Source organism: Photobacterium sp. SKA34 (genome assembly GCF_000153325.1).
In the GTDB taxonomy this organism is placed as follows: Bacteria; Pseudomonadota; Gammaproteobacteria; order Enterobacterales; family Vibrionaceae; genus Photobacterium.
In genome coordinates this window covers 986581-1001560 of sequence record NZ_CH724141.1, presented here as the reverse complement: position 1 = coordinate 1001560, position 14980 = coordinate 986581, and the positions used below count along the sequence as shown (strand labels likewise).

Sequence of the window (14980 nt, the reverse complement as noted above, 5' to 3'; positions counted from 1 at the left end):
GCGCTTTGTTCAGTCGAAGCTTCTGTTTCGCTCGCTGGAAGTCGACAATATCGAAATTCACGCGATTTCTATAAGACGGATAAATGTTCTTTTTAAACAGTATAGTAAGAATTATTTGGTTGGAGAGATCACTATCGGCTTAAAGGTAGCAATGGCATTACCTGATGCCCCTGGCCTATCAATATATGATGTATTCTGCATTATGGTATAAAAGGTATCAATATGATCATCGTCATTAGTCAATGCCCCATCCGGTATTATATCTATGATTTTACTCGTTATCTGCGTAATCACTGTATACCCTTGCACTTCCGGATTAGGTATCATTTTCAGAATTTCGTCTGCCGCTTCTACGATTAATTTAGCTAATGCTTTGTAATCAGTCCCGTCATCTTGCTCCATAAGAATCAGATCCACCGCACCCCAACGGTATCTTGGCCAAATAATCATTGTTTGTTCTGGATAGTAGTCCTGACCATCATAATCAAGGTATGGCATTTCTACTAAATCAATTTGCGGTGTGGCTCGGCTAGCATCAATACCTGTAATGATTGCGTATACTTCTGCTTTACCAGTAATCCAAGGTTCATTGTCGTAATTCAAACGAATTTTTGTTAATTGGGTCGTACTGAGCGTTTTTTCCTGAGGATTTTTTAAAGCCGACCGGTTAATGCTTGCAATATCCAGTGATTTTTGTGAATCAGGCAGCAATAACACAGACTTTTGACCTAATTTGTTCATTTCTTCTTGCATGGTTTTCAGGCCAGCTCGCAATTCATATTGATTATTTGCATCAACCACGAACACAGGGACATTTGGCATCTCATAAACATCGAATGTATGTATTTGACCATCGACATCGTATGCTTCTATGGCTGTCCAGTTAGCATCATCACCAGCAGGTTCAAAAGCAAAAAACGGTTTTTTTCCGTTCTTCCAACTTTTTATCATATTCGGATCAGCTAGACGTACTTCCAAAATATCTTTGCCATGGCCATTGATTCCTTTTAAAAGAAGATAATCATGTTCAACTTTTTCGATATTAGTACTGAATATCTCACTTTTATTTCGTGTTATCAGGGTACTTAAAGGTGCAGCAAGCTTTGTTTCGTTAATCTGAGACAATAACGAGGATTCTATTTCATGATAATGTGTACTTAATTGTAATGCGATGGATTGTTTATATTCGGCACTTCGCTGTGCAATATCCAAAGGGATTTGGGCTTGAGCATTTACTTGAAAACTCACTAATGCGATCAGCAAAGCCGCTCTAAAAGAACCGTTTAATTTCATTCGTTGTTCCTCAAAATAGATTTAGAACATTTATCCTGAGCAATAAGATTATCGATAAAACTAAAATGTAAAAGTAAAAAACCGTACTCTTTTTAGATTATTAAAACTCTCTCACACTTTAAACAATAAGACAGTTTTACGATTTAAATGGATAAATTTATTAATAATTACCAACAAATCAATGGGCGGTTAGACTATAAAGTTAGCGTTATTTACGTTAACAATTAAATTGTCATTTACAAATAAAAAAGCGGCCTGTATGACCGCTTTATCTTACTTTTATCTAATAATACTATTATTTATTCTTGCGTCGAAACGCAAGACACATAGATATTTTGAAGATTATTATTCAAATACACGGCTCCATCGCTTAAATCTACTTCAGAAAATCTCACTGGCTTCGCTTCATTCGTCCAATAATGTTTGCTTGTTGGCCATTGTTTGGTCGTAAAGAGCGCATTATTTGGATCAATGTAATTGAACTCTGAATACAACGATTGCAATTGTTCTTCATTCGGTAATGCCCAATTATGTCGACCTTCAAAGCCATCGTCAGCCAGTTTTTGACACCACATTTGGGCATGGTTATGACTAAATAACGTGCCATAAAAACCCGATATTCCATGATGACCATTTTCACCAACCGAGCCATCGGTGAAAGTTAGGTAACTAATTTTCTTCATATAGTTGGTTTCAGGATCCGGTGTGTACCATGTTCCACTATGTTGTTGTGACTTTAATACCGGTAGACAAGCAAACCCACCTTCCGGACAAGGGAAACCGCCAGAATGATCTATATCGGTGAAGTTAATACTTTCCACCTCGGAATCAATCCGTTCCCCACTAGGACGTGTGGTATGTGCCGTTATATCAACGGAACCTACTTTTCTGTCACTAACCAATATGGTCACATGCCCATCTTTATCCGTCATTGACGGTGAAATTTTAAAAGTTACAGAATCACTGCCCTCAACTTCAACCATGATTGGTAATCCTGCCACTGGGTTACCGTTGGCATCTTCCACCGTCACTTGTAACGTATCTTGCGCTTTTCCGTCTGCGGCAGCCTTATCTTTGGTCACCACTAACCCCGTCTCGTCGGGGAACGCCGCTGTGTCTGCATCAGCAAGGTAGGTCACCTCTGGGCTGGTCAGCGCATTGTCTGCATCCCCGTTGTCTGTCACCTTAAAACGGTAGCTCCCGGCTTTTGTACTAGTCGTGGTCAGCGTTGTCACCTTACCTTGACTATCGGTGCTGATGTTCACGTCGTTATCCGACAAGCTGCCGCTTAACTTCTCAAGCGTGATCCCCTTTCCCCCTGTCGGCTGGGTCACCGTCGCTAATACCACGCTGTCCCCATTCGCCACCACGCTGAAACGCTTCATGTTTAACGTCATTTCGTTGTTCGCTAAACACGTGACGTAATACGGGGTACTTGGGTCATAGTCGTCGGCGTGACCGGTGGTGAAGTTAAACCCTTTCACGCTGTCACCGTCTAACGCTAAATACGTTTTCTCTAGCGGCCACTGAGCTAAATCCTCCGCTAACGCCTCGCCGTTCAGGTGCGCTTGACGTAACGCCGCTAAATCCGACACGGTCGGTAATAGCCCCTGACTTTGACAGTACAAATCACCGGATTTGGCATCAAAACCGGCTAAGGTATCCGACACCGTGTTGTCCCACACCGCGCTCACTTTGTACCCTTGCGCATCTACCTTGGAGTACAACTCGGGCGCAGTGAAGGTGTGGTTGTTGTCATCCACCAATGACGACCACCCTGCTGGGTGCTCGTTCGGCGCCACGTGCAATTTTAATAGCCCGGAAGTGAACCCGTTGTATTCATCCGCCACGATGTAACTGATGTAATGATCCCCCACCGTCCCTGCGCTGAACATGAACGCTTTGTTGGTGATCGCGTCTTTATCTGCCGGTGATACATCGGCGGTGAAGCTTTTCACTTCCACCAGTTGCCAATCGCCCCCTTCCGGATCGGTGATCCCTAAATCTGTGAGCTGAGATAAATCCAACGTCAGCGATTCACCCGAGCGCGCAGTTATCGCCGGGTTATTGGCATTAATGTCGTATTTCGGTTGCGCAATGATCGGGGCTTGGTTAGCCATATCAGAGAACGTGATGTAAATCACCCCAAGCTTGTCATCACCGCTTTGGCTGTTTTTCACCGTGAACACCACCCGGTTCCACCCTGCTAAGGCAGGCGGCGTAAAGGTAATGGTGGTGCCATCAAGCGCAGCGGTGCCTTGGTTCCCCTTCCATGCCCTGTACGGACACAGAATCAGCCACTATCGCATCGCCTGCTTGCCAGTCGCTGCCCAATAACGCCGCCACATCAAAGGCTTTCGCATCGTCATTTAAGGTCATCGCACCGGACATCGGCGGCAATAACGGTTGGCTCGCCGAGGTGGCCAACACCTGTAAATGCACCCGCGTGCTTGGGCTGCCCGCTTGCTTGGCGGTGTACTGGTAATCACAGTACGCCCCCTGCTGCGCGGTTAATATAATATTTAAACCTGAAATTTCAGGTTGGCTACATCCTTTACCGTTTACTGTCGCATTGTTCAGGCTAATTTCATCGCCACGAACAAAGTTGCTTACATTTACACGCGTCTTAACTGAAGGTTGCACAACACTGAACCCATCCATAGCGAGTGTTTTAACCGTCGGACTTGGTGGCGTTGGGGGAACAGGCGGAGACGGTGAGTTACCATTTCCGCAGCCCGCTAACATTGCTAATAAACAAAAACGTATCGAAAAAACATTACAATTTTTTTTCTTCATTACTATATGCCAATGAGTGTTACAAAATACCGATGAGTGTTAATTTAGTTAAACAGGGATAAACTTATTGATTTTACATGTATTTCCATTCTCCAGTTTCACTTCTACGTTGCATGAGTTTTCATTTAATATTTCAAATTTATAAAATCTATCATTACGTATATTGACAATTTCTTTAATCGTTTGAATATCATTAACCGGTGCTTGCTCAGCTACTGAATTGACATAAATTGCCGCTTTTGAAAATAATTGCATAAATATACCCTTATAATGCACAACGTCGGCACTGTGATCGCGTCCAAAATCTTTTACTTGATAAATTTCAACAACTCCAAAGTGACACTGCCCTATGTATAAATCTTTACCTTTTTTTAAATAAAACTGTGAATCACACGCTAAACCGAAAATTAAAGGAGAAACTGAAAAAAACAAAACAACTAAAAGAAATAAAATCAATAACTTATGCTTCATAATTAAATAACTTTAAAAAATAATGTTAATGATAATGAATCGATAATCAGAAGTAATAAGACTAATAAAAAACCTGTATTCATTACTTTTGAAAAAAAGCTCTTATCGATATCAGTCGCCGATATGTTTGACTTTAGTTCAATATCAATAGGCTTATCCGTAATACTTTCATTATCTTTTACTAGTTCTAAATCAAGTTCTTCATTGATTTTATAACCCATATTTTTAGAGTAAGCGATAATATCTTTTCTTTCGAATTGTCTTCTTATATTAGATATTGCTACCGATAAAGAATTGGTACCAACCACCTTTTTAGGCCAGCCTACTTCAACTAATGTTTTAGAGTTAATATATTCACATTTATTAATGATGAAATGCTCAATGATTAATACCTCACTTTTAGCAAGCTTATTAAGTCTGCCATCAGGTAGCATTAACTCATAGTTGTAAAAATCTACAGTATATCTTTGTGAAGAGTTCATTTTATTTTCCGTTATGATTATGTGTTCTCTTTGAGGTTGATCCTTAGCCACTAAAACAAAACCATATAAATCAGTAACTGATTCTTTATTGGGTAAAGAATGAACGAATTATATACTTATTCAAAAATAAGACAATTATTTTTGACGTGGATCAATGAAATTTTTATTACTTGCACGTTTCGTATTTTTTATAGAAGTGGATCATGCTAATTAATTTTTTTTTAGTGGTTCTTAATAGTATTTATCTTTTTAAAAAATTCATGTTTTTTTTAGCATAAGTCAACAAATTAATTTTTCAATTAAGATTAGTTTTTTTAATCGATAAATTAGTTATTAATCTATTATTCCTTTTTTATAAAAAAATCATTTCATTATAAATTTTTTTTTAATGACTTTTATTTGCTAAACAATACATTCGATAATAATTTTAATTGCACACTACTTGAGTATCTTTTTATTCTTCAAGGTATTTCTAGATGCAATTAAAAATACATTTAAAAACTTTTATATATTTATAAAAAGAGGATTTATGTTCAGTAAAAAAACAACCATGCCATTACTTGTTGCTTTATCGACTTGCTTCAACGTCAGTCATGCTCAAGAACTAAATGCGGGACCACCCGATTCAGGGTTTAAAAATTTAAAAATTTTTGCTTCAGATGGTACATCAAAAGTAAATATTTTTGCGAATGGAAATATGCAAGCTAAATTGGATATCATTTATGACCTAGCACCGGGCTATGAATTAAAAGACATCCATTTAAAACAATTGAATACAGAAGATGAATTAGAAGGATGGAAGATTAGTGATACTTCTAACCAATATCTTCATCAGATTGATAATTTATCGTCATCAATTTCGGTGTCGGACAGTATGACGGCTCACCGTTATATATCAACCGAGGATGAAATACCCAACAGTATTTCAGTCTGTGTTGAAGCGACAGCGATAAAAGACGGTGTTGAGTCGAAAAAGTCCACCTGTAACGCACAAACAAGCAATGCATTCGTTTATATCAATGCAATTACACCTCATTATTTGGGTAAAGAGGATTTTGATCTTATTTCATGGGCTGACTCACCTCTATTGGAAAAATGGGAAGACACTATTGAAATAAAAGAACAAACACTAATGAAAAAACCAGATACTCTTCGTATTCTAAATATTGAAAGTGATAGTTGGCATAAAGGCGATGATGCTATCTATGCAGAAAATGCATTTGTTATTGAAAATTATGTGAATAATCTACCTTCACAAGTGTCACAAGTTGCAAGTTGGCTTGAAAACTCTAATTATGAAACTTTTGTTAAGTTTATTGAAAATTGCGGACGGAATAACTTTTGGGGTACAACTAAACAGGCAGAAATTCTTTATGCTCATAAAAATGAAAAAGACTATATTGCAACCTTTGTCACCCAAATACTTAAAGGGGACAAATTCTTGGTTAAAAATAAGGTTTGGAAATATAACTTATGTACCGAAGATGTATGGTGGCATGCTGCTTATAACCCTTATTACACATGTCAAAACATCGGTGAACTCTGGCAAGTCGCACCAGAAACTGAGCAACCTATTGGAGATGTAACAAGGATAACCCGTCCTTCAAATAGTCTTAAGGTCACTGATATATATGGTACAACATCAGAATTAAGCTTTGGTATGGGTCAAATAAACGGTTACGGTTATTCATCCGATTACCGTGAATTACAATTAATAAATTAATTTTTAACTTTATTCAGACCATATTTAATCATGGTCTGAATTAATAGATATTTTTTATAAGTAATCTGCATGACTGATTAAAAATTAATAAGTAACGATTTTAATTATAAAATTTTTTTTAATGACTTTTATTTGCTAAATAACAAATTCGACAATAATTTTAATTACACACTACTTGATTATATTTTTAGATCTTCACAGTATTTCAAAGTGTGATTAAAGATACATTTTAAAACTTTTATATATTTATAAAAAGAGGATTTATGTTCAGTAAAAAAACAACCATGCCATTACTTGTTGCTTTATCGACTTGCTTCAACGTCAGTCATGCTCAAGAACTAAATGCGGGACCACCCGATTCGGGTTTTAAAAATTTAAAAATTTTTGCTTCAGATGGTACATCAAAAGTAAATATTTTTGCGAATGGAAATATGCAAGCTAAATTGGATATCATTTATGACCTAGCACCGGGCTATGAATTAAAAGACATCCATTTAAAACAATTGAATACAGAAGATGAATTAGAAGGATGGAAGATTAGTGATACTTCTAACCAATATCTTCATCAGATTGATAATTTATCGTCATCAATTTCGGTGTCGGACAGTATGACGGCTCACCGTTATATATCAACCGAAGATGAAATACCCGTTAGTATTTCAGTCTGTGTTGAAGCGACAGCGATAAAAGACGGTGTTGAGACGAAAAAGTCCACCTGTAACTCACAAACAAGCAATGCATTCGTTTATATCAATGCAATTGCACCTCATTATTTGGGTAAAGAGGATTTTAATCTTACTTCATGGGCTGACTCACCTCTATTGGATAAATGGGAAGACACTATTGAAATAAGAGAACAAACACTAATGAAAAAACCGAATACTCCTCGTATTCTAAGTGTAGAAAGTGATAGTTGGCATAAAGGCGATGATGCTATCTATGCAGAAAATGCATTTGTTCTTGAAAATTATGTTAAAAATCTACCTTCACAAGTATCACAAGTTGCAAGTTGGCTTGAAAGCGATTCTTATCAAACTTCAGTTAAGTTTGTTGAAAATACCGGACTACATAGCACTTGGGGTACGACTAAAGAGTTACCAATCCCTTATGATCGTAAAAATGAAAAAAACTATATTACAACCTTTGTCACCCAAATACTTAAAGGGGACAAATTCTTGCTTAAAGAAAATCAGTGGCATTATAACTTATGTGCCGAACAAACATTTCCATGGGGTATTTATGATCAGCATTATTACAGATGTCAAAACATTGGTGAACTCTGGCAAGTCGCACCAGAATATGTGTACAACGTTAATAACGTTACATGGATAACCCGTCCTTCAAATACTCTCAAGGTCACTGATATATATGGTACAACATCAGAATTAAGCTTTATTATGGGCCTAATAAACGGTTACGGTTATTCATCTGATTACCGTGAATTAAAATTAGTTTAATTTATTTTTTATTTTAAGCTAACCATATTTAATTATTGTCAGCTTAATTAGATATATTTTATAAGGAATCCACATGTCTGATTCAAATTTAATAAGTAATGCGTTTAATTTTTCTGAAAGTCTTTCATCCGGTGTCGATGTAAGAACTGGTTCATTTTCAGTTTCTTTTAGTCTTGGTCACTTTATCGGTTACAAAAATAGTGGGCATATTGTTCCTGTCCAGCTTTCATACGATGCATCAAGTAATAATGATATCGGTTTTGGTCGCGGCTGGTCTATCTCATTAAGCCGTTTTAATAAAGATAAAAACACTTTATTACTTTCAACCGGACAATCTTTTCAACTTGAATATAATGAAGATCTTGGCGAGTATGATATTCCTTATCGAAAACTAAAAGATATTCGTGTTTTATATTTAGATGAGACTAAGGAAATTACTGTTTTACATAAGACTGGTATCAAGGAATTTCTTGATTGGGAAACAGGTATTCTTAAGAAGGTCGTTTCTCCATCAGGCTTAGAAGTGAATTTTGATTATAGTGAATTCAACCTTCAACAAGTATTGTGGCATGTTTTTGATAACGCAGGTCGGGAAATTATTATTGACTGGTGGTCTAATGATTGGGAAACAACCGTTGAACAAGTTCTAGATAGTAAGGTCTATCAACGCTTTACTATGAGAAAAACAGGTAATGGAAATTATAAACGGCTTTCTAGTATTATTTTTCCTGAGTTAAATGATCCAGCAACTTTTGACTACCGTTATATTGCTAGTGCTGACTACGATGTGATTGAAAAAATTGTTCACGCTTCAGGTTTAATTGAAGATATAAATTATTTAGATAAAGGGCAGCTTTTACCCTTAGATGCTCCCCTTTCAAGTGTACCTTGTGTATTGAGTCACACGATTAATCCTGGGGTTCAACAAGCTGTTCATTATTCTTGTTATGAATATTCAGACAAAAACTATCTTGGGTTTGGTTGCGATCGCGCTTGGATTGCAGGCGAAGACACGTTATTTAAGAGCGATAACGATTATCGATATACAACAACAGAAACGGTGAATGAGAGTAAAGTCACTATACGAGAGTATAACAAGTATCACTTACTAGAATGCGCCAGTTATTTTGATAATAACAATTTATATAAAAGAGAAAATTATCAATATTTTGCAGATCTCGAACTGGGTATTGAAAGTCAGCCAGCAACATATTCTCTTTTGAAAGAACAAACAACAACGCATTATTTTAATGGCTCTGAACGTTCTTTTACTAAGCAATATAATTTTGATGAGTTTGGTAACCAGACACTGGAATCCCATGTTGATGGATCTAAAGTCATATGGAACTATTATCCTGCCTCTGGTGAAGGATCGCTTTGTCCCGCAGATCCGCATGGGATGGTTTCTCTTATTAAAGAGGAGATCGTGATTCCTGTAAAAACGGCTGATGATGAGCAAGAACGTAAAACTATCATGACATATCGTTCACTCCCTTGTCTTAATGATGGTAAAAATTATTTCATCGTTCCTTATGAAATGAATAAAGATAATTGCTCAAAGTCTTATGATTATTATGAGGATAAATCAAATATTTTTGAATATGGCCGATTACGAGTTGAAACGACGGTGGTTAATCAGTTTAGCAGTCAAATTCTTTATCGTTATGATTTTAATCTGAGTGACCTCAAGACCACACTGCAAACTACCACTTATGATGGTATTACTTTTACAGAAAGTAAATGTGTGGACTATTTCTTCGGTCATGAAATTGAAGCGATGAACAGTCAGGGCGTTGTAATCCGTTCACAGTATGATTCTTTAGGACGACAAACGTCTTCAGTTGTCGCTCCAGATACTGATTATGAAGCAAGTAAAGTGTTTAGTTACCAGTTTGAAAGTGGAAATAACTCAGTCAAGGTTACTGATACAAAGGGGAATGTTGTTGTTCAAAATATGAATAATGCAGGCAAACTTATAAGCGTGGAAATGGGGAGTACGGATGATGACCTACGTGTGATTCACGAATACCAATATGACGAATTTGGTTTGCTAAAACAACAACTTGATACGGATTGGATTGATAACTCACCGATCACTGTTGGCATGCAATTTACCTATGATGTATATGGCAACATTAATACTGTTATGCATCAGGACGGAAGACAAGAAATCATAACTCAAGATCCGATTGAACTGAAAACAATACAACGTCAAGTTGGATTATTATCCCAAACAACAATTCATAATCTTTCAGGATTAGAGGTGAGAAAAGAAACACATGATGGCCAAGGTAGCCTCCGTGCCACATCGGTTTTTGATTATGATGGTTTTGGTAATCTTCGTTTTGTTACCGATACGTTAGGAAGGGTTATAGAACACAGATACGATAATTTTGACCGTATCTATGAGACACAAAGAGAAATAGATGGCGAAAGTATTATTGAATCGTTCTCATATCCGGAGTTCACCAGTAGCCCCGCCGTTTGTCATTCGAGCGTTAACAATATTGAGGTCGGTTTTCGGGAATTTGATGGCCTACTCCGAGTCAAAAATGAGGTTTCTGCCGGCGGTTCAAAATCATATTCTTATAAGGGTGCTGAAACTAATCCAGAGCACATCAAAATGCCCGATAATAATACGGTCAACATATTGCAAAATATATATTTGAATAAGCCGGATAGTATTTCTATTCCAGGCCAACAAGAGATGACGAATATATATCAATACGACAAAGAAACAGCTGACCTAAACTATTCTATTAATCAGGGTTCGGAAAATACATATACGACTGACTCAATGGGTCGTCTAATAAAAGAGAAGATTCAATTAAATGATGGTACGAATAGACAAGCAAGCTATCAATATTCTTTGTTAGGTAAACTTTGTGAAAAAACTGATTTTTTCGGTAATAAAACGGTTTATCAATATGACTCTCTCGGTCGTATCGCTTCAATCAATGACACTGTGTCAGATCAAGATACGTCTACCTATATTGATTACGATCAGTATAGCCGAGCATATAAATATACAACTCGCTATAAAAACGATGAAGCAGTTGTAGAACTTGTTTTCGATGGAGTTGGTTTGGAAATATCAAGAATCGCACGATTTAATGGTGTTGAAGAGTTTACGATCGAACAACAGTACAATGAGAGTATGCTGTTAGAGATGCGATCTTTCCGAGATACAAATGGACAGACGACAGAAACTTTTCGTTACGACGACTTGTATCGTTTAATTAATTACCGTTGTGATGGACCACACCAACCCTTAGATGACGTCGGCAATAAGCTAATGGAGCAAGAATTTAACCACGATATCTATGGAAATATTACAAAAGTTGTAAGCCGATTTTTCGGTAACACCGTGAATACTTGCATTTATACCTATGACCCAAATAATCCTGTCAGGTTGATTTCTATCAAGAATTCACATCCAAGCTACCCGGCAGAAGTAATATTACGTTATGACGTTGCAGGTAACCTTCTTAATGATGAAAAAGGAAATATTTATAGCTACAACACATTAAATCAAGTGACTTCAGTTAAAGGAAACAATGGTAAAGAGCTTTCTCGTTATACATACGATGCTCATCGACGTGTTGTTTCTCAAACTGTCGAAGACTCGTTAATTTATTTATTCTACTGTAATGATATGTTATCGAATGAGTTTTCAAACGGCGCTCATTCTAGTTATCACAGACCAGCAAAAGGATTAATCAGCAGAACCGTTTCTCAAGGCAAAAATACGAAAAACCAAATACTTTTTGGTAATAGCCAAGGCAGTATCGTTGAAACATTGAGCGAGCAGGATAACACCTCTAACAGATCAAAGGAGACACGTAGCTACACACCTTATGGTGAAGGATAAACCATGAAATTTTCATTGGGTCTGAAAAATCATCAGACAAATAGGCATTTTAGTTTGGCTAGAAGGCATTTTTTAAAAAAATCGAGCCTTTTATCATCGACTTTAATTATTCCAACACCTGTTTTATCACATGCTTTAACAAAAACAACTATCGACTCGACCCATACGCTCTCTTCTATTCCTTTAGGTTTTAATGGTGAGCGACGTGATCCTGTTACTGGATGTTATCATTTGGGAAACGGTTACCGAATGTATAGTCCGAGTCTAATGCGCTTTCAAGCCGTTGATACTTGTAGTCCATTTGGTAAAGGAGGGATCAATGCTTACGCTTATTGTTTAGGAGACCCTATAAACCAAAGTGATCCCAGTGGTCACTTTGCCCTACTGAGTCTGCTTATCGGTGCGATTGTTGGTGCAATTGTCGGCGCTAGTATTAGTGCCGTAAGTGAAGGCATTCAATGTGCTGTCAACCCTGAACATAAATTTGATTGGAAACAAATTGGGATAGGTGCAGCACTTGGGTTTATTTCTGGTGGTTTTGGTGCTGTGGCTAAAGGAGCAACAACATCGGTTAAAGTGGGTTTAGCTATTGCAGATGCGACTGTATCTGGGTGTTCAGATTTTGGCTTGAATGTAGCGGCAGGCACGCCGATCAAACAAGCAGGCTTAAACGCTGGTATGGGTGTAGTTATTGGGCTCGTTACTTTTGGGGCTGGTATTGGGCTCAACCATATCTCCAAGATGACTAAAAATTCTAGATTTAACTTTATTTTTGGTCGCTCGGGTAAAATGATCAATTACAAAGGAGTAGAAAGGACGTCTCTTGGTAGTGATTTTCTTTTATTTAAAAAAGCTAATTCAACATCAGAGAGGTTAGTAGTTACGGCACATGGTCTCGCCATTCCTTTTAAGAGCTTTGAAACTGACACCAAAATTAATTTTTTTTGTCCACATGGTAAAAAACTTATCGACCCGGGATTAGCTCGGGTAATGGACGGAAATTTTAAACCTTACGAGGTCATTCAGGCAGGAGGTAAAACGAAAGAATATTTACTTGGGCCTTACAATAGTGATCTAAAGTGTATTCCTTACAGTGTTCACTATACAGGTGTTGATGTTGTTGCGGTCAGACCAGGAAAAATATCGACAAACGCACAGTTAATGAATGTACTAAAACAAGCAGATTTGCATTATGCCGAGATCGATGCCGTACACTGTCGCTGCCATACGATTTTTGGGGGTGATTTTGAGGCCTTAAAAAAATAGAGGATCTAAAACATACCTTCTTAAATAAATAGCAGTCATTTAATAGATATCAGGATTCAAGTCAAAAAATATCTTGAAATAATAGATACAGTTCTTGGATCCTGAAACTTATCAGGAAATATAATTTAATGAATAATGATTTATTTAATTGTAGTAGACGACGCTTTTTAAAAAGCACTGCTGTAGCGAGTGTTGCTTCTTTACCCTTAACGCCAACAAGAGGATTAGCCCGAGAGATCATTAACCATACTACACCAACATCATTATTAGATAATACGATACGATTTAATGGTGAACGACGAGATCCTGTTACTGGTGCGTACTATCTTGGTAATGGCTATCGTATGTACAATCCAAGACTAATGCGATTTCAGGCTGTCGATAATATGAGCCCTTTTGGAAAAGGGGGCCTCAATGGTTATGCTTACTGTCTTGGTGATCCTATCAACCAGCGAGATCCCAGTGGTCACTTTGCCCTACTGAGTCTGCTTATCGGTGCGATTGTTGGTGCAATTGTCGGCGCTAGTATTAGTGCCGTAAGTGAAGGCATTCAATGTGCTGTCAACCCTGAACATAAGTTTGATTGGAAACAAGTAGGCATTAGTGCCGCACTTGGTTTTATTAGCGGCGGTTTTGGCGTAGCGGCTAAAGGGGCAACCACTACCGTTAAGGTGGGTTTAGCATTGGCAGATGCGGCTGTTTCAAGTAGTGCTGACTTTGGTCTAAATGTAGCTGCCGGCACCCCGGTAAAAGAAGCCGGCGTTAATGCGGGGATAGGCGCTATAATAGGCTTGGGAACATTTGCATTGGGAAGTGTAATAGATAAAATAAAAATTCCTGTTAAAAACTCATCATCTAGAGGTGCAGGTACAATTTATAACTTACTTCAAAAAGATATTGAAACTGGAAAACTGCCATCTGAAAAATGGATATGGATTGATGGACCATTGGCAAGTGATTCAACCACACATCAGATTTGGGGAACAAATGCAAAAACTACTGGACATAAAGTTATTAACGGTCCTGTAAAAGCGATATCTCGTAGACTTTCTACCAGTGATGTTCACGTCTATTCTGGAACGCATGGATATCATACAGGCAATAATTGGATGAATTTCAGTACTCGATTAAGAAACCCTGGTTTAATGGAAATGGCATTTTTCTATGAAGATTCTGATTTCATACCTCCGATATTGAGTAAAACGGGAAGACAAGTCCATATTCATGATATCAGTTCGGCGAATTTTGAAGAGTTTACTAATCAAATTAATCACACCTCTGGCCATCATATTATGGCTTTCTGTCATAGTGCTAAAGACGAAGCATTTCGAGATGGATTTTTACCGTTATTATAACTCAAAAAGATGAATATAAAAAAATTGAATCATTAAAGTTTGTGCTTTTTTAATTTAAAACTTATAGAGAAGCAGATTTTCTGCTTCTTTTTAAATCTATAAAAAGTTTTTACTTTTTATTCATCCTATCTAAATTAACTCTATACTTATCTCAATAGTTAAAGATAAAAATCGTAGTTTTGAATAGCATCAATTCCAACCAGACATTTTTCTTTATTAGATAATAAGTAATAATAAAATCTTTCGATAATATTAGCAAAAAAATG

10 protein-coding genes are annotated in these 14980 nt (G+C 37.1%); 5 read left to right on the top strand and 5 right to left on the bottom strand.

From position 1 onward, the window contains the following. Positions 1-111 precede the first annotated feature (111 nt). From SKA34_RS05985 to SKA34_RS05970, 5 genes are all read right to left on the bottom strand, one after another. A complete protein-coding gene (locus tag SKA34_RS05985; protein ID WP_006644600.1) occupies positions 112-1293 on the bottom strand; it encodes a DUF3103 family protein in 1182 nt (393 codons plus the stop codon). A 299-nt stretch (positions 1294-1592) separates the two neighbouring features. Next, positions 1593-3473 carry an Ig-like domain-containing protein gene (locus tag SKA34_RS05980; protein WP_232284226.1) on the bottom strand — a complete coding sequence of 627 codons (1881 nt, stop codon included), beginning with the start codon at positions 3471-3473 and terminating at the stop codon, positions 1593-1595. A gap of 61 nt (positions 3474-3534) precedes the next feature. Further along, positions 3535-4089: a hypothetical protein gene (locus SKA34_RS23505; RefSeq protein WP_006644598.1), complete on the bottom strand. Its 555-nt coding sequence runs from the start codon at positions 4087-4089 to the stop codon at positions 3535-3537. 48 nt (positions 4090-4137) lie between these two features. Further along, positions 4138-4560, bottom strand: a complete 423-nt coding sequence (locus SKA34_RS05975) for a hypothetical protein (protein WP_006644597.1) — start codon at positions 4558-4560, stop codon at positions 4138-4140. Positions 4561-4562: 2 nt separating this feature from the next. Then, entirely contained in the window at positions 4563-5093 is a 531-nt protein-coding gene (locus tag SKA34_RS05970; RefSeq protein WP_232284225.1) for a helix-turn-helix domain-containing protein, read from the bottom strand. 478 nt (positions 5094-5571) lie between these two features. Here SKA34_RS05970 and SKA34_RS05965 point away from each other — a divergent pair, with 478 nt between their 5' ends. The 5 genes from SKA34_RS05965 to SKA34_RS05945 all read left to right on the top strand — a co-directional run bounded on the left by SKA34_RS05965 (position 5572) and on the right by SKA34_RS05945 (position 14714). Continuing rightward, positions 5572-6765, top strand: a complete 1194-nt coding sequence (locus SKA34_RS05965) for a hypothetical protein (RefSeq protein WP_006644595.1) — start codon at positions 5572-5574, stop codon at positions 6763-6765. A gap of 263 nt (positions 6766-7028) precedes the next feature. Then, positions 7029-8222: a hypothetical protein gene (locus tag SKA34_RS05960; RefSeq protein ID WP_006644594.1), complete on the top strand. Its 1194-nt coding sequence runs from the start codon at positions 7029-7031 to the stop codon at positions 8220-8222. A 73-nt stretch (positions 8223-8295) separates the two neighbouring features. After that, positions 8296-12093, top strand: coding sequence for an RHS repeat domain-containing protein (locus SKA34_RS05955; RefSeq protein WP_006644593.1), 3798 nt, complete (start codon positions 8296-8298; stop codon positions 12091-12093). Between the two features lie 3 nt (positions 12094-12096). Then, positions 12097-13359, top strand: a complete 1263-nt coding sequence (locus SKA34_RS05950; protein WP_006644592.1) for an RHS repeat-associated core domain-containing protein — start codon at positions 12097-12099, stop codon at positions 13357-13359. Between the two features lie 128 nt (positions 13360-13487). Continuing rightward, positions 13488-14714: an RHS repeat-associated core domain-containing protein gene (locus SKA34_RS05945; protein WP_006644591.1), complete on the top strand. Its 1227-nt coding sequence runs from the start codon at positions 13488-13490 to the stop codon at positions 14712-14714. The last annotated feature ends 266 nt before the right edge of the window (positions 14715-14980 follow it).

Bases quoted from the DNA above. Each gene is read 5' to 3' on its own strand.
- SKA34_RS05985 (WP_006644600.1), bottom strand. From the start codon at position 1,293: ATGAAATTAAACGGTTCTTTTAGAGCGGCTTTGCTGATCGCATTAGTG.
- SKA34_RS23505 (WP_006644598.1), bottom strand. From the start codon at position 4,089: ATGAAGAAAAAAAATTGTAATGTTTTTTCGATACGTTTTTGTTTATTA.
- SKA34_RS05975 (WP_006644597.1), bottom strand. From the start codon at position 4,560: ATGAAGCATAAGTTATTGATTTTATTTCTTTTAGTTGTTTTGTTTTTT.
- SKA34_RS05965 (WP_006644595.1), top strand. From the start codon at position 5,572: ATGTTCAGTAAAAAAACAACCATGCCATTACTTGTTGCTTTATCGACT.
- SKA34_RS05960 (WP_006644594.1), top strand. From the start codon at position 7,029: ATGTTCAGTAAAAAAACAACCATGCCATTACTTGTTGCTTTATCGACT.
- SKA34_RS05955 (WP_006644593.1), top strand. From the start codon at position 8,296: ATGTCTGATTCAAATTTAATAAGTAATGCGTTTAATTTTTCTGAAAGT.
- SKA34_RS05950 (WP_006644592.1), top strand. From the start codon at position 12,097: ATGAAATTTTCATTGGGTCTGAAAAATCATCAGACAAATAGGCATTTT.
- SKA34_RS05945 (WP_006644591.1), top strand. From the start codon at position 13,488: ATGAATAATGATTTATTTAATTGTAGTAGACGACGCTTTTTAAAAAGC.